The organism is Leucobacter sp. NPDC015123, from assembly GCF_043080205.1.
Taxonomy (GTDB): domain Bacteria; phylum Actinomycetota; class Actinomycetes; order Actinomycetales; family Microbacteriaceae; genus Leucobacter; species Leucobacter aridicollis_A.
Genome location: NZ_JBIBVH010000004.1, coordinates 306,485 through 328,121 on the forward strand (window position 1 = coordinate 306,485; position 21,637 = coordinate 328,121).

General features: G+C 63.8%; 24 protein-coding genes, 1 tRNA gene and 1 other RNA gene. 11 read left to right on the top strand and 15 right to left on the bottom strand.

The window, feature by feature from the left end:
• Positions 1 to 65: 65 nt before the first annotated feature.
• From ilvC to ACF07D_RS10480, 5 genes are all read right to left on the bottom strand, one after another.
• A complete protein-coding gene (gene ilvC / locus ACF07D_RS10460; RefSeq protein WP_370647889.1) occupies positions 66 to 1,082 on the bottom strand; it encodes a ketol-acid reductoisomerase in 1,017 nt (338 codons plus the stop codon).
• A gap of 87 nt (positions 1,083 to 1,169) precedes the next feature.
• Positions 1,170 to 1,679: an acetolactate synthase small subunit gene (ilvN, locus tag ACF07D_RS10465; RefSeq protein WP_119278899.1), complete on the bottom strand. Its 510-nt coding sequence runs from the start codon at positions 1,677 to 1,679 to the stop codon at positions 1,170 to 1,172.
• Positions 1,680 to 1,681: 2 nt separating this feature from the next.
• Entirely contained in the window at positions 1,682 to 3,517 is a 1,836-nt protein-coding gene (locus tag ACF07D_RS10470) for an acetolactate synthase large subunit (RefSeq protein WP_391504895.1), read from the bottom strand.
• Between the two features lie 35 nt (positions 3,518 to 3,552).
• Complete coding sequence (gene ilvD / locus ACF07D_RS10475; protein ID WP_119278903.1) at positions 3,553 to 5,256, bottom strand: dihydroxy-acid dehydratase; 1,704 nt, start codon at positions 5,254 to 5,256, stop codon at positions 3,553 to 3,555.
• Between the two features lie 102 nt (positions 5,257 to 5,358).
• A complete protein-coding gene (locus tag ACF07D_RS10480) occupies positions 5,359 to 5,598 on the bottom strand; it encodes a hypothetical protein (RefSeq protein ID WP_391504868.1) in 240 nt (79 codons plus the stop codon).
• Between the two features lie 171 nt (positions 5,599 to 5,769).
• Between ACF07D_RS10480 and ACF07D_RS10485 the strand changes: the two genes are divergently transcribed.
• The 11 genes from ACF07D_RS10485 to ACF07D_RS10535 all read left to right on the top strand — a co-directional run bounded on the left by ACF07D_RS10485 (position 5,770) and on the right by ACF07D_RS10535 (position 11,651).
• Complete coding sequence (locus ACF07D_RS10485) at positions 5,770 to 5,982, top strand: hypothetical protein (protein ID WP_255808134.1); 213 nt, start codon at positions 5,770 to 5,772, stop codon at positions 5,980 to 5,982.
• A 124-nt stretch (positions 5,983 to 6,106) separates the two neighbouring features.
• Positions 6,107 to 7,414, top strand: a complete 1,308-nt coding sequence (nhaA, locus tag ACF07D_RS10490) for a Na+/H+ antiporter NhaA (RefSeq protein WP_391504869.1) — start codon at positions 6,107 to 6,109, stop codon at positions 7,412 to 7,414.
• A gap of 155 nt (positions 7,415 to 7,569) precedes the next feature.
• Positions 7,570 to 7,642: transfer RNA gene (locus ACF07D_RS10495), tRNA-Lys, on the top strand.
• Between the two features lie 58 nt (positions 7,643 to 7,700).
• On the top strand, positions 7,701 to 8,144 hold the full coding sequence (locus ACF07D_RS10500) for a DUF6713 family protein (protein WP_391504870.1): 444 nt from the start codon (positions 7,701 to 7,703) through the stop codon (positions 8,142 to 8,144).
• A gap of 138 nt (positions 8,145 to 8,282) precedes the next feature.
• The gene (locus tag ACF07D_RS10505) at positions 8,283 to 8,444 is read left to right on the top strand and encodes a hypothetical protein (protein WP_162920759.1); all 162 of its coding nucleotides are present in this window, start codon (positions 8,283 to 8,285) and stop codon (positions 8,442 to 8,444) included.
• 124 nt (positions 8,445 to 8,568) lie between these two features.
• Positions 8,569 to 8,910 carry an FxLYD domain-containing protein gene (locus tag ACF07D_RS10510; protein ID WP_391504871.1) on the top strand — a complete coding sequence of 114 codons (342 nt, stop codon included), beginning with the start codon at positions 8,569 to 8,571 and terminating at the stop codon, positions 8,908 to 8,910.
• Positions 8,911 to 8,995: 85 nt separating this feature from the next.
• The gene (locus tag ACF07D_RS10515; protein WP_391504872.1) at positions 8,996 to 9,187 is read left to right on the top strand and encodes a hypothetical protein; all 192 of its coding nucleotides are present in this window, start codon (positions 8,996 to 8,998) and stop codon (positions 9,185 to 9,187) included.
• A gap of 165 nt (positions 9,188 to 9,352) precedes the next feature.
• Positions 9,353 to 9,871 (top strand): TspO/MBR family protein, encoded by a 519-nt coding sequence (locus ACF07D_RS10520; protein ID WP_119278941.1) that lies wholly within the window; start codon positions 9,353 to 9,355, stop codon positions 9,869 to 9,871.
• Between the two features lie 52 nt (positions 9,872 to 9,923).
• Positions 9,924 to 10,337: a hypothetical protein gene (locus ACF07D_RS10525; protein ID WP_391504873.1), complete on the top strand. Its 414-nt coding sequence runs from the start codon at positions 9,924 to 9,926 to the stop codon at positions 10,335 to 10,337.
• A 51-nt stretch (positions 10,338 to 10,388) separates the two neighbouring features.
• Complete coding sequence (locus tag ACF07D_RS10530; protein WP_391504874.1) at positions 10,389 to 11,192, top strand: inositol monophosphatase family protein; 804 nt, start codon at positions 10,389 to 10,391, stop codon at positions 11,190 to 11,192.
• 39 nt (positions 11,193 to 11,231) lie between these two features.
• Positions 11,232 to 11,651 (top strand): DUF3054 domain-containing protein, encoded by a 420-nt coding sequence (locus ACF07D_RS10535; RefSeq protein WP_391504875.1) that lies wholly within the window; start codon positions 11,232 to 11,234, stop codon positions 11,649 to 11,651.
• Here ACF07D_RS10535 and ACF07D_RS10540 read toward each other — a convergent pair.
• From ACF07D_RS10540 to ACF07D_RS10585, 10 genes are all read right to left on the bottom strand, one after another.
• Positions 11,648 to 12,778 carry a Clp protease N-terminal domain-containing protein gene (locus ACF07D_RS10540; RefSeq protein WP_391504876.1) on the bottom strand — a complete coding sequence of 377 codons (1,131 nt, stop codon included), beginning with the start codon at positions 12,776 to 12,778 and terminating at the stop codon, positions 11,648 to 11,650. The genes ACF07D_RS10535 and ACF07D_RS10540 overlap by 4 nt on opposite strands.
• Positions 12,778 to 13,017, bottom strand: coding sequence for a hypothetical protein (locus ACF07D_RS10545; RefSeq protein ID WP_119278951.1), 240 nt, complete (start codon positions 13,015 to 13,017; stop codon positions 12,778 to 12,780). The genes ACF07D_RS10540 and ACF07D_RS10545 overlap by 1 nt, the downstream gene beginning before the upstream one ends.
• 484 nt (positions 13,018 to 13,501) lie before the next feature.
• Positions 13,502 to 13,873: a transfer-messenger RNA gene (gene ssrA / locus ACF07D_RS10550) on the bottom strand.
• A 211-nt stretch (positions 13,874 to 14,084) separates the two neighbouring features.
• Positions 14,085 to 15,083, bottom strand: coding sequence for a type I glyceraldehyde-3-phosphate dehydrogenase (gene gap / locus ACF07D_RS10555; protein ID WP_119278965.1), 999 nt, complete (start codon positions 15,081 to 15,083; stop codon positions 14,085 to 14,087).
• A 149-nt stretch (positions 15,084 to 15,232) separates the two neighbouring features.
• On the bottom strand, positions 15,233 to 16,186 hold the full coding sequence (locus tag ACF07D_RS10560; RefSeq protein WP_119278967.1) for a GlxA family transcriptional regulator: 954 nt from the start codon (positions 16,184 to 16,186) through the stop codon (positions 15,233 to 15,235).
• Positions 16,187 to 16,196: 10 nt separating this feature from the next.
• The gene (gene smpB / locus ACF07D_RS10565; protein WP_119278969.1) at positions 16,197 to 16,673 is read right to left on the bottom strand and encodes an SsrA-binding protein SmpB; all 477 of its coding nucleotides are present in this window, start codon (positions 16,671 to 16,673) and stop codon (positions 16,197 to 16,199) included.
• Positions 16,674 to 16,831: 158 nt separating this feature from the next.
• Positions 16,832 to 17,746, bottom strand: a complete 915-nt coding sequence (gene ftsX / locus ACF07D_RS10570; RefSeq protein WP_391504877.1) for a permease-like cell division protein FtsX — start codon at positions 17,744 to 17,746, stop codon at positions 16,832 to 16,834.
• Positions 17,743 to 18,846, bottom strand: a complete 1,104-nt coding sequence (ftsE, locus tag ACF07D_RS10575) for a cell division ATP-binding protein FtsE (protein ID WP_391504878.1) — start codon at positions 18,844 to 18,846, stop codon at positions 17,743 to 17,745. Before ftsE ends, ftsX begins: the two co-directional genes overlap by 4 nt.
• A 119-nt stretch (positions 18,847 to 18,965) precedes the next feature.
• Positions 18,966 to 20,069, bottom strand: coding sequence for a peptide chain release factor 2 (gene prfB, locus ACF07D_RS10580; RefSeq protein WP_119279001.1), 1,104 nt, complete (start codon positions 20,067 to 20,069; stop codon positions 18,966 to 18,968).
• Positions 20,070 to 20,095: 26 nt separating this feature from the next.
• A complete protein-coding gene (locus ACF07D_RS10585; protein ID WP_391504879.1) occupies positions 20,096 to 21,604 on the bottom strand; it encodes a PLP-dependent aminotransferase family protein in 1,509 nt (502 codons plus the stop codon).
• Between the last annotated feature and the right edge of the window lie 33 nt (positions 21,605 to 21,637).

A 21,637-nucleotide genomic window follows, 5' to 3' on the forward strand; every position in this document is an offset into this window, starting at 1 on the left:
AACTCCCCGGGGCCCGTATGCTGACGTCTCGTCAGGCGTGACCGCCCGCGAGCATTGCGCAGCCGTTAGCGCGCAGCGCTGCCGTCGACGTAATCCGAATCCTGCTGCTGCCATGCGAACAGCTTGCGGAGCTCGACACCGGTCTTCTCGATCGGGTGCGACTCTTCCTTCTCGCGGAGGGCAGTGAACTCGGGCGCGCCCGCATCCTGATCCTCGATGAAGCGCTTGGCGAAGGTGCCGTCCTGAATGTCCTTGAGCACACCCTGCATGCGCTCCTTGACACCAGCGTCGATGACGCGGGGGCCCGAGACGTAGTCGCCGTACTCAGCGGTGTCGGAGATCGACCAGCGCTGCTTCGCAATGCCGCCCTCCCACATGAGGTCGACGATGAGCTTGAGCTCGTGAAGTACCTCGAAGTAGGCGATCTCTGGCTGGTAGCCAGCCTCGGTGAGCGTCTCGAAGCCTGCCTGCACGAGGTGGCTCATACCACCGCAGAGCACAGCCTGCTCGCCAAAGAGATCAGTCTCGGTCTCCTCAGTAAAGGTCGTCTTGATGACGCCAGCGCGGGTGCCACCGATAGCCTTCGCGTACGACTTCGCGGTCTCCCAAGCGGTGCCCGATGCGTCAACCTCGACTGCAATGATGTCGGGGATACCGCGGCCAGCCTCGAACTCGCGGCGCACGGTGTGGCCGGGAGCCTTCGGAGCGACGAGGATCACGTCAACGCCAGCAGGAGCCTCGATGTAGCCGTAACGGATGTTGAAGCCGTGAGCGAATGCAAGAGTCTTGCCCTCGGTCATGTGCTGCGCGACGTGGTCGTTGTAGATGCCGCGCTGGTGCTGATCCGGCGCGAGCAGCATAATGACGTCGGCCCACTCTGCCGCGTCCGCCACGTTCTTCACGGTGAAGCCGGCCTCTTCGGCCTTCTGGATCGACTTCGACCCGTCCTTCAGGGCAATGACGACCTCGACGCCCGAGTCGCGGAGGTTCATCGCATGCGCGTGTCCCTGCGAGCCGTATCCGACGATGGCAACCTTCTTGCCCTGAATGATCGACAGGTCTGCATCGCTGTCGTAGTACATTTCAGCCACTGGCCGTTCTCCTTTGTTGTGTGGTGTGTGATGCTGTGAAATCTTGTGGCAGCCCGAACACGGGGCCGGGCCGCACGGTTATACCTTGAAGACCCGCTCAGAGATCGACTTCGAGCCGCGCCCCATCGCAATGAGGCCCGACTGCGCGATCTCCTTGATCCCGTATGGCTCGAGCACCCGAAGGAACGCCTCGATCTTCCCGGAGTCGCCTGTCACCTCGATTGTGAGCGCCTCCGGCACAACGTCGACGACGCGTGCGCGGAACAGGCTCACGGCCTCAAGCACGTGCGACCGGGTCTGGTTGTCCGCGCGCACTTTGATGAGCACGTGTTCGCGCTGCACCGAGTTGCTCGCGTCGAGCTCGACGATCTTGATGACGTTGACGAGCTTGTTGAGCTGCTTGGTGACCTGCTCAAGCAGCACCTCGTCTTCGTCAACGACGACAGTGATGCGCGACAGGCCGTCCATCTCCGTCGGGCCGACGGCGAGCGACTCAATATTGAAGCCGCGGCGAGCGAACAGTCCTGCGACACGGGTCAGCAGACCAGGCTTATCCTCAACGAGGAGGCTGAGTACGTGACGAGCCATGATTACTCTTCCTCCCACTCGGGGGCTTGATCAAGTGCATACTGTACGTCGCTGTTCGACGTGCCCTGGCGGACCATCGGCCACACCATCGCGTCGGCGCTCACGACAAAGTCGATCACGACAGGGCGGTCGTTTGTCTCAAGCGCGAGCTTGATGGCCGCGTCGATCTCGTCTTCCCGCTCCACGCGGATAGCGAGACACCCATACGCCTCACCGAGTTTCACGAAGTCGGGAACGCGCTGCGAACCGTGTCCGGTGTTGAGCTCAGTGTTCGAGTAGCGACCATCGTAGATGAGGGTCTGCCACTGGCGCACCATGCCGAGCGACGAGTTATTGATGACTGCGACCTTGATCGGAATGTTGTTCACGACACAGGTCGCGAGCTCCTGGTTCGTCATCTGGAAGCAACCATCGCCGTCGATCGCCCAGACCGTGCGCTCCGGCTCTGCGACCTTAGCGCCCATGGCTGCAGGAACTGCGTAGCCCATGGTGCCAGCGCCGCCGGAGTTCAGCCAGGCGTTCGGGCGCTCGTACTTGATGAACTGCGCTGCCCACATCTGGTGCTGGCCGACGCCCGCGGCGTAGATCGCCTCGGGGCCGGTCAGCTCGCCGATGCGCTGGATCACGTGCTGAGGCGACAGCAGCCCATCGCTCGTCTCGGCGTAGCCGAGCGGGTACGTCTCCTGCAGGCCGCGCAGCCGCTCCCACCAGACAGTGGTGTCCGCGAAATCCCGGGCGAGCTTCGCCGTCGACACCGCAGCAATCAGGTCGGAGATGACGTCGGCAGCGTCGCCCACGATCGGGACATCTGCCGCGCGGATCTTGCCGATCTCGGCGGGATCGATGTCGGCGTGGATGACCTTCGCGTCCGGGGCAAACAGCGCCGCCTTGCCAGTCACCCGGTCGTCAAAGCGAGCGCCAAGCGTGATGAGGAGGTCTGCCTCCTGCAGCGCGAGCACCGCGGGAACTGTTCCGTGCATGCCGGGCATACCGAGATGTTGAGGGTGCGAGTCTGGGAAGACGCCACGAGCCATCAGCGTGGTGACGACGGGAGCGCCGACGAGCTCGGCGAGCTGCTTGAGCTCTTCGGATGCTCCGGCCCGACCAACGCCGCCGCCGACGTAGAAGACCGGACGCTGCGCTTCGGCGATGAGCTCGGCAGCAGCCTGGATCTGCTTACTGTTCGCCTTCGTGATGGGGCGATAGCCAGGCAGCTCGACGCGCGGATCCCAAACGAAGTCGAGCTCCCCTTCCTGTGCGTCCTTGGTGATGTCAACCAGCACTGGACCGGGCCGGCCAGTCGACGCAAGGTGGTACGCGGCCGCGATCGCGGCAGGTACTTCCTCGGCAGTCTTCACGAGGAACGAATGCTTGGTGATGGGCATCGTAATGCCCATGATGTCGGCCTCCTGGAACGCATCCGTCCCCATGAGGTGCGAGAACACCTGACCGGTGATCGCGAGCAGCGGCACCGAATCCATGTACGCATCGGCAATTGCCGTGACAAGGTTCGTGGCGCCTGGGCCCGAGGTCGCAATCGCGACGCCGACCTTGCCTGATGCGGCTGCATACCCCTCGGCAGCGTGGCCGCCGCCCTGCTCGTGACGCACAAGCACGTGACGGAGGTGCTCGTCGCCCATGAGCGTGTCGTAGAGCGGCAGAACAGCACCGCCGGGAAGACCGAAGACATCGGTGACACCGAGCGCATCAAGGCTGCGGACAACAGCCATGGCGCCGGTCATGCGTTCGCCGCGGGCTGGCGGCTCCCCTGTTTGACGTTGAATAGCGTTCGACTCGAGGGTCATTCTTTGCTTTCTTACGGTGGTGGATGAGCGCAGGGCATTGGCGGCCCAGCGCAAGACAGGTGTGGAAACTAGCCGGTGATGGCACCCTCAGATGCCGAATGCACGAGCTTCGCGTACTTTGCGAGCACTCCTCGCGTATAGCGCGGGGGAAGCGGGGCCCAGTTCGCACGTCGGGCCTCAAGCTCAGCGGGGTCTACCAGCAGATCGAGCGTCTGTGCCGCGATGTCAACCCGAATCAGGTCACCGTCGTGCACGAGCGCTACTGGGCCTCCATCCGAGGCCTCAGGCGCGATGTGGCCGATACACAGGCCGGTTGTGCCGCCCGAGAATCTGCCGTCCGTCAATAGTAGTACATCTTTCCCAAGGCCCGCGCCCTTGATCGCGCCAGTGATCGCAAGCATCTCGCGCATACCCGGGCCGCCCTTCGGGCCCTCATAGCGGATGACAACAATATCGCCCTTGCCGATCTTGCCCTCGGTGAGCGCATCCATCGCGGCGCGCTCGCGTTCGAAGACGCGCGCAGGCCCCTCGAACACCTCAGCATCGAAGCCGGCGGTCTTCACAACCGCTCCCTCAGGTGCGAGCGTGCCGTGCAGGATAGTCAGGCCGCCAGTCGCATGGATCGGGTCATCGAGGTGATGAATGACCTTGCCGTCGATGGGGTCTGGGTTGAGTTCCGCGAGGTTCTCGGCCATGGTCTTACCGGTGACCGTGAGCGCGTCGCCGTGCAGCAGGCCCGCGTCGAGCAGTGCCTTCAGCACGACCGGAACGCCGCCCTGACGGTCGATGTCAGCCATCACGTACTTTCCGAAGGGCTTCATGTCGGCGAGGTGTGGCACCTTCGCGCCGATGCGATTGAAATCCGCGAGCGTGAGGTCAACCTCGGCCTCACGCGCGATCGCGAGGAGGTGCAGCACCGCGTTCGTTGACCCGCCGTAGGCCATGAGCAGCGTGATCGCGTTCTCGAACGCCTTCTTGGTGAGAATGTCGCGCGCGGTGATGCCCTTCGCGATCATGTTCACAACTGCCTCACCTGAGCGGTGCGCGAAGTAGTCGCGGCGGCGATCATACGAGGGCGGAGCTGCCGAGCCCGGAAGGCTCATACCGAGCGCCTCCGCGATCGACGCCATCGTGTTCGCGGTGTACATACCACCGCACGCACCCTCGCCCGGAACGATCGCGCACTCGATGCGCTTCAGGTCCTCTTCGCTCATCGTGCCGGCCTTGCAGGCGCCGACGGCCTCGAAGGCGTCGATGATCGTGACTTCCTTTTCCGTGCCGTCGGTGAGCTTCACCCAACCGGGCGCAACGGATCCCGCGTAGAGGAAGACCGACGCGAGATCGAGCCTGGCGGCAGCCATGAGCATGCCCGGCAGCGACTTGTCGCACCCCGCAAGCAGCACCGACCCGTCGAGGCGCTCAGCCATCATCACCGTCTCGACAGAGTCGGCGATGACCTCACGCGAAACGAGCGAGAAATGCATGCCCTCGTGCCCCATCGAGATGCCGTCAGACACCGACACCGTGCCAAACTGCAGCGGGTATCCCCCGCCTGAGTGCACGCCCTCTTTCGCGCCCTGCGCGAGCCGGTCAAGGCTGAGGTTGCACGGGGTGATCTCGTTCCACGAGCTCGCGATCCCGATCTGGGGCTTGTCCCAATCTTCGTCACCCATGCCGACAGCGCGAAGCATGCCGCGCGCCGCGGCCTTTTCAATACCGTCGGTAACGTCGCGACTGCGCGGCTTCATATCGATATTTGACTTCTCTGCCATGAACTCATCCTACGCCCTGGCAGATTCCAGTAACGGGACGTACAGCTGAGGCGGGCGCCTGGAGAAACTCCGGACGCCCGCCTCAGTGGCGATTCTGCTCGGCTACTTCCCGAGCGCAGGCAGGACCGTAAACGGAAGTGCAAAGCCCACCGTTGTGAGCACAAGGCCGCCAACGAAGAGGAACAATTCATTGCTTGCACCGATCGCCGGGTTAAAGCCGTAGCTCGCGAGAACAATGCCACCCATCGAGAGCACAAACGAAAGAATAAAGACGATTGCGGTGACAGCACTCACCGAGCCCTGTGAGCTTTCCTCGAACAGACCCTCGCTCTGCTTTGCCATGTCTTCTCAATTCCTCCGTTGTGTGGTGATGAAGCGCAGTCCTGCGCGATACCCCCAGCGTATCCTAGACACGCGGCGAAGCCCACCGCCCAGCCGGCAGCCGTTAGGGTGGAATCGAACGCCCACACGGCGATCCACCCGTTTATCGTCATCCCGCAGAGGAGGTGCCGCATGGCCCGGCAGCGTATTGAGGTCGGCAAGTACCTCACGAACATCGGCGTACTCGGCGCGGCTGCAGGCGTTGTCTCCACGGCTCGCCGTACAAGCACCATGCCGCGTGACTGGCGCAGACTCATCGTTTGGGGGGTCTGGATCGCCGGGCTCGTCCTCGCAATCGCAGGTGTCGCGATGCAGGAGCGAGACGAGGAGTACGGCGCGGAGTAGTCGCACCGCGTCACACGCATCCCTTGCCATTGACGGGCAAGATGCGATAGTTTTCAGCGGTTAGGTGTGTCGGGAAGTCTGGTCGACGTGATGTTCGAGCAACCCCACATACGAGGAGTCTTCAATGGCGAGCCCCACCCCTGAAACCCCAATTCAGCACTCTCCCTCTGCACGCAGCCAGCGACGCCCGCGCAGAAGACTCTTCGCCTACCTCAGCAGGCGAGAGATCGTCCGGATCAATCGTCTGCTGCGCCGCGAATTCGTTGGCGGCCTCATCATCATGGTTGCCGCGCTGGTCGGCTTCATCGCCTCGAACAGCCCAATCGCCGAGTGGTTCCTGACGCTTCGTGAGTTCAAGATCGGCCCGGAGGCGCTCGGCCTGCATATGAGCGTGGGCCACTGGGCCTCCGACGGTCTGCTCGCAATCTTCTTCTTCATGGTCGGGCTTGAACTCAAGCGAGAGTTCGTCGAGGGCGACCTCCGATCACCTCGCACGGCAATCGTGCCCGTGGCTGCGGCGTTCGGCGGCGTCATGTTCCCAGCGGCGATCTACCTCGCGGTCAACGCAGGGACTGACACCGCGCACGGGTGGGCGATCCCGACAGCGACCGATATTGCTTTCGCCGTCGCGGTACTCGGCCTCATCGCGCCAAGAATCAACCCAGCCCTCCGCATGTTCCTCTTGACACTCGCAGTCGTCGACGATTTCATCGCAATCGCGATCATTGCGGTGTTCTACACCGACGGCGTGAACCTCACACCGCTACTCATCGCTGTAGTGCCAGCCCTCGTATTCGCGTTCCTCATGCGGTGGAAGGGCGAGTGGTTCGCGCGGTCGAAGTGGGGCGCCTGGCTGATCCTGCTCCCCCTCGGCATCGTCACCTGGGCGCTGTTCTTCAACTCGGGCATTCACGCGACCATCGCTGGCGTCGTCCTCGCGTTCCTCGTGCCTGTTCGCGGCAAGACAGGCGGCGAGGTCGCAGAGACCCTCAACAGCCGTTTCCACCCGCTGTCGGCGTTCATCGCGGTGCCGATCTTTGCGCTCTTCGCTGCTGGAGTGTCGCTCGGCGGGGCCTCTCGATTCCCCTTCGATCCGATCGCGATCGGCATCATGCTTGGCCTCGTGATCGGCAAGCCGCTCGGCATCACACTCACCACCTGGCTCCTCACCCGCTTCACCCGCGCGACGCTCGGCTCCTCAGTGCTCTGGCGTGAGGTCATTGGTGTCGGCGCACTCGCGGGCGTCGGTTTCACCGTCGCGATGCTTGTCTCGGAGCTCAGCTTCAGCAACGAAAGCGACATCGACACCGGCCGCCTCTCGGTCATGGTGGCTTCGCTCATCGCGGTCGCTGTGGCAGCCGCCGTGCTCATGCCGGGACAACGCAAGCGGGCGAACCGGCCGATCACCCAGGCAAACCTCGTTGTGGACTGAGCAGGCCTGTTTCGTTGGCCCCGTATCGCGGCGTGTCGCGCCCAGAACGGCCCCAATTCCAGGGCGCGGCACACGCGGGATGCACAGTTTTCGAAGCCGATTTGATTAGTAGAAAATTTGCGTGCTATCGTATATCCCGTTGCACACCGCAGCAAGCGCCTTTAGCTCAGTTGGTAGAGCAGCTGACTCTTAATCAGCGGGTCCACGGTTCGAGCCCGTGAGGGCGCACAGATTAGCCCCGAGATCATCACGATCTCGGGGCTTTTTGGTTTCTCGGGAGTAGACAGTGCACACCAATAGCGACACCGCCAGAAACCAGCACCCACCCCGCGACATGCCTCTCGCGATCTATCGCTGCTACGAGACAAGTTTCCTGGCGCTCATCATCCACCAGATTGACGCAGCGTACTGGCAGGAATGGGATATGTTCGGGGTGCCAGGTGGCGTCCAAGGCTTTCTCGTACTTAACGCGCTGGCAGTCGGGGCAATCCTGTTTGGATACCGCGAGCTACTTATGGGCGGGAGATGGGAACTCCACGCAGCGGTCTTGTGCGGCTCGCTTGGCCTCGCAACTGCCGGGATTCACATCTGGTTCGCGGCCATCGGACGTGAAGAGTTCCATCTTCCACTCTCCATTGCCGCGATCATTGCCTGTGGGGCGTCGGGCATTGCACTACTGGAGCTCGCAAGAAGACTGCCACGTAGGCGGCGTGCTGCTCAGGCTTTCTAGGGACCACCGTCCGATCGAGGACTCGAGCACCAGTCGGGTTACTCCCCCGACGCCGCAGGCTCTAGAGTGCCGACACGACGGATCGAGGCACGAAATACGACCCTGAGGGTATTGCACACTCTCAGGTATGGTTTCGCTATGACTGATTTGAACGCAATGATGGTGGCAGTGTGGGCCATCTACCTCGGCGGGTTTCTGCTGGGCTTACTCATCCTGTGGGCAGTGATCCGTGGCGCTGTTTTGTCGGCCTTGCGCAAGCATGCCGAGGAGCAAAGGCCTGGCAGGCTCGATCCCTATTGAAGGCTCACCGCTCTGCTGCCCGCCCTGGAAGGGAGATCAGCGTGGCCAGAGAGCGCGTCCCGCCGCAGCTAGTGACAACCGCGAGTAGCCCGAGGCGAGCATAGTCCCCTGGCTGCTGAGGCCGGTGGCGTCGGCCTCTTCTGGCCGCCGTATTCGAGACCACGGGCTGAACGCCGACCCCAGAGGCCACACCGAGCCGGCACCAGAAGCGACACCCAAACCCACTGAATGCCTCACCTTGGATGACGACTGGACAATCGCGCCTGACGAGTTCGGCATTTCCACCACGATCAGTGGGCATGTTTCGAACAATAGTGACAAGGCAATCACCAACTATGTGCAGATCACGTTCAATGCACTCGAGGCCGCGGGGGCAAATCTCGGCACTTGCCTAGCGAATACCAACACGACCGACACGAACGGCAAATGGAGGGTCGGGGCCTTGCAGGCCTTGCCCTCCACATGAAATAGGCTCGCACCGGGCTGGCAAGAAGCTCCCCAGATTGTGAACCATGATTCACACAAAGGGTTATCCCCGCTACAGTAGCGTCATGAGCACAGATCGGTTACAGGACGCCGAAGTCATGGAAGCACTTGGCGTATTGAGCGGCACAGATCTACCTTGGTCGATCACGTTACTCCTGGATGACCTATACAAACGAGTAGCCTCCCTTGAGCAGCAGACCGAACTGCTGCAGGAGCAGCACCCCTCAGTAGCTGTTGCACGGACCAATTCGCGCTAGCCGAGACGACAAACCAGTGATGACGGAACTCCAGCCAGGTCTTGCCGCCCCCTGCCCGAGGTTCTGAACGCCCGCAACATCCGGGCGCGAACGCCCATGTCAACCCCCTGTACCCTCGCCGCGCTCAATTGGTACTGTGTGGGCCAAAGATGAGGACGGTGACACATGACCCAGCATCCACCAGTTCAGCGTCAGGCGGCTACCAGCATTGCATTGCTCGCCGTTGTCGCCCTCGTAGCCTTCCTCGGGTCACAAGCGACCATCCCCAACACCGAGGGTTGGTACGCGGAGGCGACGAAGGTCCCGTGGAACCCGCCGAACAGTGTCTTCGGCCCGGCATGGTCCGTCCTCTACGTGCTCATCGCCGCAGCGGGGTGGCTCGTCTGGCGCAGCGGGTGGCGCGCCAGCGCGCCGAACGCCGCACGCACATCACTCACGCTCTTCACCGTCCAGCTCGTGCTGAACGCCGCCTGGACCCCGGTGTTCTTTGCCGGGTATCCAGTGGTCGGCGAGGCGGCCTGGTGGGTTGCGCTCGCCATCATGGTCGCGCTCGTCGGGTTCGTCATCGCCTTTGCATTTTCGGCCGCACAATGGTCGAAGGTGGCGGCCTGGCTCATGGTGCCCTACCTGCTGTGGCTGCTCTTCGCGACGTCGTTGAACATTGGGATCATCGCACTCAACTGACCCCGAGTGCCGCGCTAGCGGACGTCCAACGCGTTCAGTAGGCTCTGCCGATATGGACAATTCTTCGACGACGGCACCGGGCCGGCTCTCGTTCAGGACAGTGTTTGGGGGCACCACTCTCCAGGAGGCCTACTACGGTGAGCCAAAGCGAATCACCAGGAACCTCGCCGACGCGGAGTTCGCCTACGACATTGATCTGTTTCTGCATATTGGGGGCGAGGTCACGCCGGGCGACGGCGCAACGGGCCTGCGCAACCCGCGGGTCTCGACCGCGAAGCGCGTCGCCACCGCGCAACTGATCGCCACCGCCGACGATGCCGAAGCGGCGCCCGACGCGAGTCGGTACCTGCGCGAACTCGTCCGCAGATCCGCGGCAGAACTCATCGCGCGAATTGCGGCGAAGGATCGCACAGTCGACGAGGAGGCCGAGCTTGCCAAGCTCCGCCCCCTATTCCTCGAGCGCTAGGCTGGGGAGAGGTACTCACGCCGCACGGCCCCCGAACAACGACGGAGTCTCATGCCACAGCAGCCCTCATCCCCGTCCGCCGATCTCGAGTTCGCGCTCGAGCTCGCAGATCTTGCGGACTCGATCTCACTCCCCCGGTTCCGGGCGGCAGACCTACGTATCGATACCAAGCCTGATCGCACGTTCGTGACCGACGCCGACAAGGCAGTCGAGGATGCTCTCCGGGCGCGAATCGAAGCAGAGCGGCCCGAGGACGGGTTCTTCGGCGAGGAGTCCGGTCGCGAAGACAAAGGCACACGCCGGTGGATCCTCGACCCGATCGACGGCACCTCCAACTTCCTGCGCGGCGTGCCAAACTGGGCGACGCTCATCGCCCTCGAGGTCGACGGCACACAGACAGTCGGCGTGGTCTCGGCACCCGGCTTCGGCATGCGCTGGTGGGCAGAGATCGGCGGTGGCGCCTGGGGCCAGGAGGTCGGGAAGGATCCTCGCCAGCTGCACGTCTCCGGGGTGAGCGACCTTGAGCACGCCTCGCTGAGCTTCCAGTCAATCGAACAGTGGCGGCTCGCCGGCTACCTTGACTCGCTTCTCGCGCTCGAACAGGCGACCTGGCGCGACCGCGCGTACGGCGACATGTGGTCGTACATGCTGCTCGCAGAAGGGCTCGTCGACATTGTCGCCGAGTTCGACGTCAAACCCTACGACCTCGCGGCGCTCGTACCCATCGTCACCGAGGCGGGCGGGCGCTTCACCGATATCGAGGGGAACGAGACCGCCTGGAACGGCAGCTCGCTCGCCACGAACGGCCACCTTCACGATGCGGTAATCACGACCGTTGCTGCGGCCAGGAAGTAACGGCCCTCACGGCCAGAACCGAATCGAGTTGAACAAACTGTGACAGCCCCAGACTCAGCCCAAGTTGCACGACCCGCGTCCGCCGCTATGTTTGCCGGCGCGTTCGCGCTCGACGCGATCCTCATCGTCGTGTTCGCCGCGATCGGACGTGAGAGCCACGCCCGCGAGGCGACGCTGTTCGGCCCGCTCGAGACCGCCTGGCCATTTCTCGCGGGGCTCACGATCAGCTGGCTTCTCGCGGCAGCATGGCGGCGCCCAGCCGCGATCCTGCGCACCGGGCTTCCCATCTGGATCGGCACGGTCGCCCTCGGAATGCTGTTCCGCGCACTCACAGGCCAAGGAACGGCGTTGCCGTTTGTGATCGTCGCGACCCTGACAGTGGCAGCCTTCCTGCTCGGCTGGCGACTCATCGCGCTCCTCATCTCGCGGGCGCGGTCACGCGGCAGGTCGCCAAGCTAAGCAGACCGAAAGACACGGCTCACGCCTCCAACGATCTTCGTCGCCTGCAGCCACAACAGCATGCGCGTCACAGGCCGCAACGCCCACCCCTGTAGCGACCGCCGCGCGACGCTACGTTCCCAGGCGATGCGTGCCCGAATTGCCGTTCCGCCGGCCGCGTGTTCAAGCTGAATTTCGAGCAGCCGCGTATTGGCGTTTGGTTCGTCAGGAAAGCTAAGGCGCCAGGCAACGCGGGCCGGCTCGGAGGCCTCGACGAGCTCGAAAGCGATCCGGTTCAGCGATGCTCGCGTGCGGAGGGGCTTGCCGTCAGGCGCGTGCGTGCGCCCCCTCCCCTCCCACGTTGCGCCGATCTCGGGCATGGCACCGGGGCTGGGCTGCGGGCTGACCGACGCCGGGTCGACAGACTCGAGCATTTCCTCCCACTCGGGCATTCGGCCGGGGTCAGCCAGTAGCTCCCACACTGCGTTCGGCGGTGCCGGGACGAAGCCGGTGACCGCCCGGGCGAGCGCCTTCGGAGTGGCCTGGCCATGCGGTCTGGCCCCGGGGCTTCGGCCCAGCGGGGCCTCCCCCGGTGCAGCGGTGCGGCCAGGAGAACCGGCCTGCCCGCTGCCAGCCCAGTCAACAGTCTCGGCGCCATCGGCACCCCCGCCGAAGTCAGGGATGCGCGCCGCGGCATCGAGGCGTTCACGGACCTCCAGTGGGTCTACGCCAAGCCTCATCAGGACCCCGGAGATGAAGCCACTCGGCTCGTCAATGAGGGCACGCAGGACGGCGGTTGCGCTACCGTCTGAGTTCTTCTCGGACACGCTGTTCAGCACCTTGCCCGCTCGCGAGGTCCACTCGTAGCCACCGGTTTCGTTGAAGACAATAGGCCCGGGCTGAGGGGGCGCCATGTCGATGCCGATGGCGCCCAGGTCTTCTGCGTGCTGGTCGGCGATCGCCTGCCGCGCTCCGTGAAGCGTCACTCCGAGTGCGCGCAACACCTGTCCGGCCGCCTGCTCGCTAGCAACGAGTGCGACGAACAAGTGGTCGATGTCAGTGTCGCGGGCGCCAAGCCTGGAAGCCTCCTCCATCGCTGTCATCGAGAGGGTGTGCATCGTCGCGGCGGCCGCGCTCAACTTCCCCATCACGCGCCTCGACCTGCGCGGAGCGTCGCATGTACACGCTTCGAGTATTTCTTATGAACGGCCTGCCTGGTGACACCGAGCGCCTCGGCTATAGCCTGCCAGTTCATTCCCGAGGCGAGCGCGGCCTCGACCTGCTTAAGTTCGAGTGTGTCGGCGAGGGTTCTCAGCGCGGTCACAGCGCGGAGCCCCGCACGCGGGTCGGTCGTATCTGCCGCGACGTCGGTAAGCTGAAGGGTCACGCTGTCAACCTACGTTGCTCGGAACAAGTTTGTCAACCTAGGTTGCTCCGATGGGGGCGCTTTTGGGCGCGGTACTGGCAACGGGGTCACGCCACGGCACCCGCCCTCGCACGCCCCCGCACGCGCAACGGCCCCGCCTGCACCCAATGCGATGAGGGTTCCCAACGCCAGCCCACCACTCTCGCAGCCTATATTCCGCAGATCACATACCGAATGAGGGCCCAGGAACAACGCCTGGGCCAGATTGCCAGAGACCGACGCCCCTGCGAGACAAGGCGGTGCGGCTGGCACGCCGCCCCAGCCCAGCCATAACTCATGGGATCTGCACTTCACATGCCGCCCGCAAAGGGCGCACGACATATATTCAGCCGATAACATGCACACCTGGTGAACTCGGGTACTAGCCAGCCCCACCTCAGAGCACGCAAAAAGGCCGCCCCTCGGGCGGCCTTTTTGTTGAGATCCACGTGTGTGATGGTTTTGCTCGTGGAGCCGCGGGGAATTGAACCCCGGTCCACTTCGACGATTCCATGCCTTCTACGAGCGTAGTTCGTGAAAACGTTCTACTCGGCCCCATTCTTTGTCACGAACACCTAGGATGACAGGCCCAGTCTCAGCAAAAGTCCCGGTGCGCCCTGAGACGCAACGCACCAGCAAGCCCCCTAGATGACGCCAGGAAACCGGGGCGGAGGCACACCCGGCCTGACGGACTCGGTCTCGTGCTTAGGCAGCGAGAGCGAAGTCGGTGCGCTTAGAAGTGGCACCTATTGGTTGCGAAGGGCGTTTACGAGATAACTCCGCGTCCTCGGCCCGCTTCTCACAGTCTCAAATCGACGTGTCGAAACCGATCGGCCCCGTCTGTGCGGGTGAGTACACCACCCGCGAACAATCGCATCACACACTGTTGAATTCTCAAGGTTCCTGGACGAGCCAGGCCTTACAGGATAGCACGGGGACAAGACGAGCTACAGTCACCCCGGTTGCGCTGCGGGCGAATGCGCCCGAAAGCACACAGCGGGTGGGCCGTGTCCGGCCCACCCGCCTGCCAGCCAGCCAGCCAGCGCGCGCTAGCGCGTGAGGAACTCCAGCGTCTCAGCAACGCGGTTCGAGAAGCCCCACTCGTTGTCGTACCATGCCGATACCTTCACGAGCTTGCCCTCAACACGAGCGAGCTCTGAGTCGAAGATCGAGGAGTGCGGGTCGCCGACGATGTCGCTCGACACGAGCGGATCCTCGGAATACGCGAGCACTCCCTGCAGGCGGCCTTCCGCTGCCTCCTTGAAGGCCGCGAGCAGCTCATCTCGGGTGATGTCGCGCTTCACGATTGCAGTGAGCTCGACGATCGAGCCGACTGGCACGGGAACGCGCAACGAGTCACCCTGGAGCTTGCCGTCAAGCTCGGGGAGCACGAGGCCGATTGCCTTGGCAGCTCCGGTCGAGGAGGGCACGATGTTCAGTGCGGCAGCGCGTGCGCGGCGCGGATCCTTGTGCGGGCCATCGACGAGACTCTGGTCACCCGTGTAGGCGTGGGCGGTCATCATGAAGCCCTGCTCGATGCCTGCGAGGTCGTTCAGCACCTGCGCGACGGGAGCGAGCGCGTTCGTGGTGCACGAGGCGTTCGAGATGATGCGGTGGCTCTCGGGGTCGTACGCCTCTTGGTTGACGCCGCGAGCGATCGTCACGTCGGCTCCCTTCGAGGGCGCGCTCACGAGCACGCGCTTGGCGCCTGCTTCGAGGTGGAGCGCCGCGTCCTTCGCGTTCGTGAAGCGACCCGTTGATTCCACGACGACGTCGATGTTCAGCTCTCCCCAGGGGAGCTTCGCGGGCTCGCGCTCTGCGATGATCTGGATCTTGCGATCGCCGACGATGAGGTGGCCGTCTTCGAAGCGCATCCGATCTTTCGCCCGCCCGTAGACGGAGTCGAAGTTGAAGAGCTGTGCGAGCGCGTCGCCGTCGCCGAGGTCGTTCACTGCTACGAGGTCGAGATCGCTGCCCTGTTCGAGGATCGCGCGGAGCAGGCCGCGGCCAATCCTGCCAAAACCGTTGATAGCAATACGAGCTGTCATTTATCCATCTTTCTCGGACTTCTTGGGGTACTAAGACCATTCTCAAGAGAAAGCGAAAGCGCATCAAGTGGCATTAACGCCCACTCGCGCAAGGATCACGCCACCGGCAGTGTCAGCGGGCTTTCCCGCCAGCGCGATCGTCGAGGCAGTTACTCCCCCGCGGTAAACGTGCGCCTGTACTCACTCGGCGTCGTGCCGAGCACCCGGCGAAAAAACTGCCGCAGGTTCGCGCCTGACCCGAGGCCGACAGAGAGGGCGATCTCATCGATCCCGAAATCAGTATTCTCAAGCAGTTCACGCGCGAGATCGATCCGGGCACGCATCACCCACTGCATAGGGGTATAGCCCGTCTCCTCGCGAAAACGCCGCGAGAACGTTCGCGGCGACACGTTCGCGTGCCGAGACAGCGACTCGATGGTGAGTTGCTCGTCGAGGTGCGTGAGCGCCCACTCGCGCGTCGCCGAAAACCGTTCCCCGATCGTCGGCGGCACGCTCCTGCGCACGTACTGCGCTTGCCCGCCGGAGCGATACGGAGCCGCGACGAGGCGCCTTGCCGCGTGGTTCGCACTCGCCATGCCGAGGTCGCCCCGCAAGATGTGCAGGCACAGGTCAATGCCCGACGCGGCCCCGGCCGACGTAAGCACCGAACCCTCGTCAACAAAGAGCACGCTCTCGTTGACCTGGATACGCGGAAAGCGCTCAGCGAAGATGCGCGAGTAGTGCCAGTGCGTCGTCGCGCGCTTTCCGTCGAGAAGCCCCGTCGCCGCGAGCGCGAACGCGCCAGTCGAGATCGCCGCGAGGCGCGCGCCCCTGTCGTGGGCAGCACGCAGGGCGTCGACGAGGGCCGCCGGCGGCTCCTCACGGTCTGGGTGCCGGTACCCGGGGATGAAGATCAACTCGGCTTCCGCAAGAGCTTCAAGCCCCTGTTCAACGGCGTACGACAGCCCGTCGCCGCCCGAAACGAGCCCCGGTTCCACACCGCAGACGCGCACCTCATACGGCATGCTCGGCCTCGTCGTGAAGACCTGCGCGGGGATTCCAACATCAAGTGGCTTCGCGCCGTCCAAGATGACGACGGCGACCTTGCGAAGGTGATCCCCCATACTCTGCGACCTACTCAGCACCGCGGTTGCGCTGCCGCATTGCCCGCTCAGCCTCGCGCTTATCCTGCTGCTCACGCAGAGTCTGACGCTTGTCGAACTCACGCTTGCCCTTCGCGAGCGCGATCTCGACCTTGACGCGGCCGTCGAGGAAGTACAGCCGCAGCGGCACGATCGTCATGCCGCCCTCGCGAGTCTTCTCGTGTAGCTTGTCGATCTGCTTGCGGTGAAGCAGGAGCTTGCGCTTGCGGCGCGGCGCGTGGTTCGTCCACGATCCGTTGAGGTACTCAGGGATGTAGGCGGCGTCGAGCCACGCCTCTCCCCGGTCAATGAACACGTAGCCGTCGACGAGCGAGGCGCGCCCCATACGAAGCGACTTCACCTCGCTACCAGTCAGCACCAGACCAGCCTCGTACGTGTCGAGGATGAGGTAGTCGTGGCGCGCCTTCTTGTTCGAAGCGATGAGCTTCTCACCGGTCTCCTTGGGCATCTTCACTCCCTCTCTGCGTCTGGTGCGCTTGCATACGCAAGGATCCAGCCTACCGGAGCCACCCCGAGCGGCGCGAACCCAAGTCGGGGCAATCAGTGCCGCCCCGCTCACACAGGCACAGTGCCATGCAGGCGGGGCGGTACCGGTCAGCCGTCGCGCTAGACGCGCAGGTAGCGGGTGATCGCGATCTTGGCGGCGATCGCCGAAAGGATCACGCCAAGCGCGATGAGGATCGGGGGCACGATCAACGACTGCTCGACAGTGATGTAGCTCGTGAACGGAACTTCCTTCACGAGGAAGCCCTGGACGAAGAACTTCACGATGGCGACGGAGGCGGCGCCCGCCAAGATCGCGCCGATGAGGGCGGCAATGATTCCCTCGAGTATGAACGGCGTCTGGATGAATCGGTTCGAGGCGCCGACAAGTCGCATGATCCCGATCTCGCGCCTACGAGAGAATGCGGAGAGCCTGATCGTCGTGGAGATAAGCAGCATTGCCGCAATGAGCATGAGGCCCGCGATTGCGATCGCGGTATAGCTCGCTACCCCGAGGAACAGGAAGATTCGATCGAGCAGGCTTTGTTGGTCTTTCACGCTCTGGACCCCGGGGATGCCAGTGAACGTCTCGAGGATGATCTGCGACTTCGCCGCGTCTTTGAGCTTCACCCAGTACGTCTGGTTGAGCTGATCGGGGCTCGTGACGTCAAGGATCGGGTTGCCCTCAAACTGCTTGGCGAACTCTTCGTACGCCTGGTCGTGGTCGAGGAAGAAGTAGTCATCAATGTAGGGCGCAAGCATCTCCGACTGCAGGGCAGCTTCGACAGCCGCGATCTCGTCTTCTCCAGCATCGCTGCCGTCACACGTCGCGCTGCGGTCGTGCGAGGTGCAGAGGTAGACCGCGACCTGGGCGCGGTCGTACCAGAACGACTTCATCTGCTGCACTTGCTGCTGCATGAGAATCGCAGCGCCGACAAACGTCAGCGACACGAAGGTGACGAGGATCACTGAAATAACGACGGAGAGGTTGCGGCGCAGGCCGCTCCAGACCTCTCCCACTACGAGCCTGAATCTCATCGGGTCGGCCCCACATTCCCTTGATCGTCGTCGCTGAGGCCGAGCCGCTCGGCGAATCCGCCGGCCTCTGCCACCTGCACTGTGCTCTCAACGTCGGGCTCGAGGAATGACGGTATGCGTTTGCCGGGCACCGCCTCGTCTGGCGGTGGTGGAACGTTCAAGTCTGCGCCTTCTTCGAGCCGCGTCGCGAGCGGCTCTGCCTCGTCCTCCATAATCGGGTCGAGTGTCTGTTCAGCGGCGGCCGAGGGCATGGCGTCGGGGAGCTGAATGTCGACGTCACCGGGCGTCACCCCTGCCGCCGCATCCTGCGCGCGTAGCCGCTCGATGTCGGGGGCGAGCGCCTGGCGCACGACCTCTTCCGAGGTGCGGAGCACGCGGGCGCCGGTGTCTGTGAGCTCGGCGATCGGGATCGATGCCGTGTGACCGTAGCCGCCCTCGACATCGTCGCGGACGACGACTCCCTGCGAGAGCTCGACAACACGCTGCTGCATGATGTCGACAAAGGTCGCCTCGTGGGTCGCCATCACCACCGTCGTGCCCGAGGCGTTGATCGCCTTGAGTAGCTGCATGATACCGAGGCTCGTCGCCGGGTCAAGGTTGCCTGTCGGCTCGTCGGCGAGCAGGATCGCCGGCTTGTTCACAATTGCCCGGGCAATCGCAACGCGCTGCTGCTCACCGCCAGAGAGCTCGTGCGGGAACCGCTTTGCTTTGCCAGTAAGCCCCACCATCTCGAGGGTGTCAGGCACGGCTTCTTGGATGTAGCCGCGGGACTTGCCAATGACCTGCAGGGTGAACGCGACATTGTCGAACACTGTCTTGTTCGCGAGCAGTCTGAAGTCTTGGAAGACCGTGCCGAGGCCGCGGCGGAAGTACGGAACCTTGCGCGATGAGATCTTGCTGAGATCCTGACCGGCGACGTGAATCTGCCCCGAGGTCGGGCGATCCTCACGCAAAATGAGCCGCAGGCAACTCGATTTACCGGAGCCCGACGCGCCGACGATGAAGACGAACTCGCCGCGGTCGATCTTGAGATCCACCGAATCGAGCGCGGGTTTTTGCGTGCCGCGGTACTTCTTGGTGACGTTTTCAAAGAGGATCATAACGCCACAGAGACTACGCGGCGTTTGGTGAATACCTGCTGAGGCGCGCGCGAATTCCAAGCATTCTCGGAAACCTTTGTGCAAGCCCGGAAGCGACTATGACGCCAGCAACGCACCCGCTACTTGTTCAGTGACCGCCAGCGGATACCGGCCGCAATAAACCCATCGAGATCGCCGTCGAACACCGCGTCAGGCTGGGTCGACTCATGCCCCGTCCGCAGGTCCTTCACGAGCTGCTGCCCGTACAGGAAGTATGAGCGAATCTGATCGCCCCAGCTCGCCGTAATGTTGCCAGCGAGCTCCTTCTTCTTCGCAGCTTCTTCCTCGCGCTGCAGAATGAGCAGCCGGGCCTGCAGCAGGCGCATCGCAGCCGCGCGGTTCTGGATCTGACTCTTCTCGTTCTGCATCGAGATGACGATGCCAGTGGGGATGTGCGTGATGCGCACCGCGGAGTCAGTCGTGTTCACTGACTGACCGCCTGGGCCGCTCGAACGATACACATCCACACGGATGTCGGTCTCGGGGATCTCGACCTCGGTCGCCTCGGCGAGCAGCGGAATCACCTCGACTGCGGCGAAGCTCGTCTGGCGCTTGTCGGCCGAGCCGAACGGGCTGATCCGCGCGAGGCGGTGCGTGCCGGCCTCGACCGAGAGCGTGCCGAACGCGTAGGGTGCGTCGATCTCGATCGTCGCCGACTTGATGCCAGCACCCTCTGCGTACGAGGTGTCGAGCACCTTCGTCGGGTAGCCGCGATCCTCCGCCCACCGCAGGTACATCCGCAGCAACATCTCCGCAAAGTCGGTTGCGTCGTCGCCGCCCGCACCCGATCGGATCGTCATTACCGCGGACTCGGCGTCGTACTCCCCCGACAGCAGTGTCTGGACCTCGAGATCCTGAATCAGCGTCTCGATGGCGGCGAGCTCAGCGAGCACCTCGGCCTCAGTGTCTGCGTCTCCGGCTTCTTCGGCGAGCTCAGCGAGTACCTCGACGTCATCGATGCGCGACTCGACGCCGCGCACCTTTCGCACACGCGCCTGCCTGTGCGAAAGCCCGCTCGTCACGACCTGCGCGGCCTCCGGATCGTCCCACAGGTCGGGTGCTGCCGCCTGCTCCTCAAGCTCAGCAATCTCGCGGTCGAGCTTCGGCAGGTCGGTGACCTCCGCGATGTCTGCGTACGTCGAGCGGAGCGAGCGGATCCTTGCGGCGAAGTCCTGTTCAAGCATGATCGTCAAGTCTACTCCGCTCAGAGCTAGATCACTGCGGCGAGCGCATCACCACCGAACATTCCCGCCGCAGTGCGACCGCCGGCTGTGTCGTGTGGAGCAGTCGCCGACCCCACACCGCTGTTCCAGGCGAGACGGAGCCGAGCGACGGCCTCGGTGAGAACGGCCGGCTCGGCAGTAAACGGAACCCGTGCGAATCGTTCGAACACCCCGGGGCTCCCGAACCGCGATCCAGGCGGAAGCCATACCCCGAGCTGCGCGGCATCTCGACTGAGGCGGGTTGACGCAGGCCCGCCGAGGTCAACCCACGTGCAGGCTCCACCGACGACGGGAGACATCGTCCATTCGGGCAGGTGCGCACCGAGTTGTTCACTGAGCACACGATGGCGCTCGGTGAGCTCAATCGAGCGATCGGCGAGAATCTCGTCGTACCTGTCGAGCGCGAGCTCTGCGAGCAGTTGCTCCCAGCTGCCGGTGCCGAGATCACCGACCCGGCGCGACGTCTCAAGCCGGGCGATGAGCTCCGGCGTCGCACGTATCCACCCGATCCTGAGCCCACCCCACACGGTTTTGCCAAGGGATCCGACGGTGATCACGAAGTCCTGCTGGTGTGCCTGAGATGCTGCTGCCGCGAACGGCAGAGCCATTCGGGTGCCGCCGAGCGCGAGCTCGGCGGTGGTCTCATCGGCGATGATGTGAGTGCCCTGGGCAGTGAGCGTTGCGATGAGCTCAGCTCGGAGTTCGCCGGGCATGCTCTGGCCAGTCGGGTTGTGATGGTCGGGGATGAGATACGCGAGCCTCGGCGACGTCCGTCGAGCGATGTCGAGGATGCTCGCGGCGTTGTATGCGGAGGCCTCAGCTCGCTCCCCTGCCCTGGCGTTCTGCCAGACAGGCAGCTCGGCCACGAGCGCTCCTGTCGCAGTAAGGGCCTCCCGCGCATGCGGGTAACTCGGCGATTCGATGAGCGTACGATCGCCGCGACGCAGCAGTGTGCGTGCGATGAGAAACACGGCGTGCTGAGCGCCCAGAGTGACCATGATCTGATCCGCCGTCGTGTGCAGCCCACGCTCCGTGTAACGGGCGGCAATCCGCTCCCGAAGCGACTGCCTTCCGATCGTGTCAAACCCGATCTCGCGAAACAACTCCGGCTGTCTGGCGACCGCTGCGTTGGCGAGCCCTTCGAGTCCATGCCAGGGCGACGGGCATGCCGCCGACAGGTCAATTTCTGCGTCGTCGGCGGATTCCGGTGCACCGGCTTGTCTCCGCTGCGCTCGCACGACAGTCCCTGACCCCTGCTTCGACTGTGCCAAGCCTTGTTCGCGGAGGCGCTGGTACGCCGCGGACACGGTGGTGCGGCTCACCGCGAGTGTCTCGGCGAGCTGGCGCTCGGCAGGCAGTGCGGTCCCAAGCGGCACGCCGCCGTCACGAACGAGCAGCCAGATGCTGTCTGCAAGCTCGACGTAGCTGTGGCCTGAGCCGCGCCAGTCGCCAAGCATGTCAACGAGGCGCCGCGCAGAGAGTCGTTGGGCGATCATGGGGCCACTCTACTCAGATTGGCCCCTTGATGA

Bases quoted from the DNA above. Each gene is read 5' to 3' on its own strand.
- ftsE (WP_391504878.1), bottom strand. From the start codon at position 18,846: ATGATCCTCTTTGAAAACGTCACCAAGAAGTACCGCGGCACGCAAAAA.
- ACF07D_RS10505 (WP_162920759.1), top strand. From the start codon at position 8,283: ATGACTGATTTGAACGCAATGATGGTGGCAGTGTGGGCCATCTACCTC.
- ACF07D_RS10515 (WP_391504872.1), top strand. From the start codon at position 8,996: ATGAGCACAGATCGGTTACAGGACGCCGAAGTCATGGAAGCACTTGGC.
- ACF07D_RS10480 (WP_391504868.1), bottom strand. From the start codon at position 5,598: ATGGCAAAGCAGAGCGAGGGTCTGTTCGAGGAAAGCTCACAGGGCTCG.
- smpB (WP_119278969.1), bottom strand. From the start codon at position 16,673: ATGCCCAAGGAGACCGGTGAGAAGCTCATCGCTTCGAACAAGAAGGCG.
- prfB (WP_119279001.1), bottom strand. From the start codon at position 20,069: ATGCTTGAACAGGACTTCGCCGCAAGGATCCGCTCGCTCCGCTCGACG.
- ilvD (WP_119278903.1), bottom strand. From the start codon at position 5,256: ATGGCAGAGAAGTCAAATATCGATATGAAGCCGCGCAGTCGCGACGTT.
- ACF07D_RS10485 (WP_255808134.1), top strand. From the start codon at position 5,770: ATGGCCCGGCAGCGTATTGAGGTCGGCAAGTACCTCACGAACATCGGC.
- ACF07D_RS10520 (WP_119278941.1), top strand. From the start codon at position 9,353: ATGACCCAGCATCCACCAGTTCAGCGTCAGGCGGCTACCAGCATTGCA.
- ACF07D_RS10530 (WP_391504874.1), top strand. From the start codon at position 10,389: ATGCCACAGCAGCCCTCATCCCCGTCCGCCGATCTCGAGTTCGCGCTC.
- ftsX (WP_391504877.1), bottom strand. From the start codon at position 17,746: ATGAGATTCAGGCTCGTAGTGGGAGAGGTCTGGAGCGGCCTGCGCCGC.
- ACF07D_RS10585 (WP_391504879.1), bottom strand. From the start codon at position 21,604: ATGATCGCCCAACGACTCTCTGCGCGGCGCCTCGTTGACATGCTTGGC.
- ilvN (WP_119278899.1), bottom strand. From the start codon at position 1,679: ATGGCTCGTCACGTACTCAGCCTCCTCGTTGAGGATAAGCCTGGTCTG.
- ACF07D_RS10525 (WP_391504873.1), top strand. From the start codon at position 9,924: ATGGACAATTCTTCGACGACGGCACCGGGCCGGCTCTCGTTCAGGACA.
- ACF07D_RS10540 (WP_391504876.1), bottom strand. From the start codon at position 12,778: ATGGGGAAGTTGAGCGCGGCCGCCGCGACGATGCACACCCTCTCGATG.
- nhaA (WP_391504869.1), top strand. From the start codon at position 6,107: ATGGCGAGCCCCACCCCTGAAACCCCAATTCAGCACTCTCCCTCTGCA.
- ilvC (WP_370647889.1), bottom strand. From the start codon at position 1,082: ATGTACTACGACAGCGATGCAGACCTGTCGATCATTCAGGGCAAGAAG.
- ACF07D_RS10560 (WP_119278967.1), bottom strand. From the start codon at position 16,186: ATGGGGGATCACCTTCGCAAGGTCGCCGTCGTCATCTTGGACGGCGCG.
- gap (WP_119278965.1), bottom strand. From the start codon at position 15,083: ATGACAGCTCGTATTGCTATCAACGGTTTTGGCAGGATTGGCCGCGGC.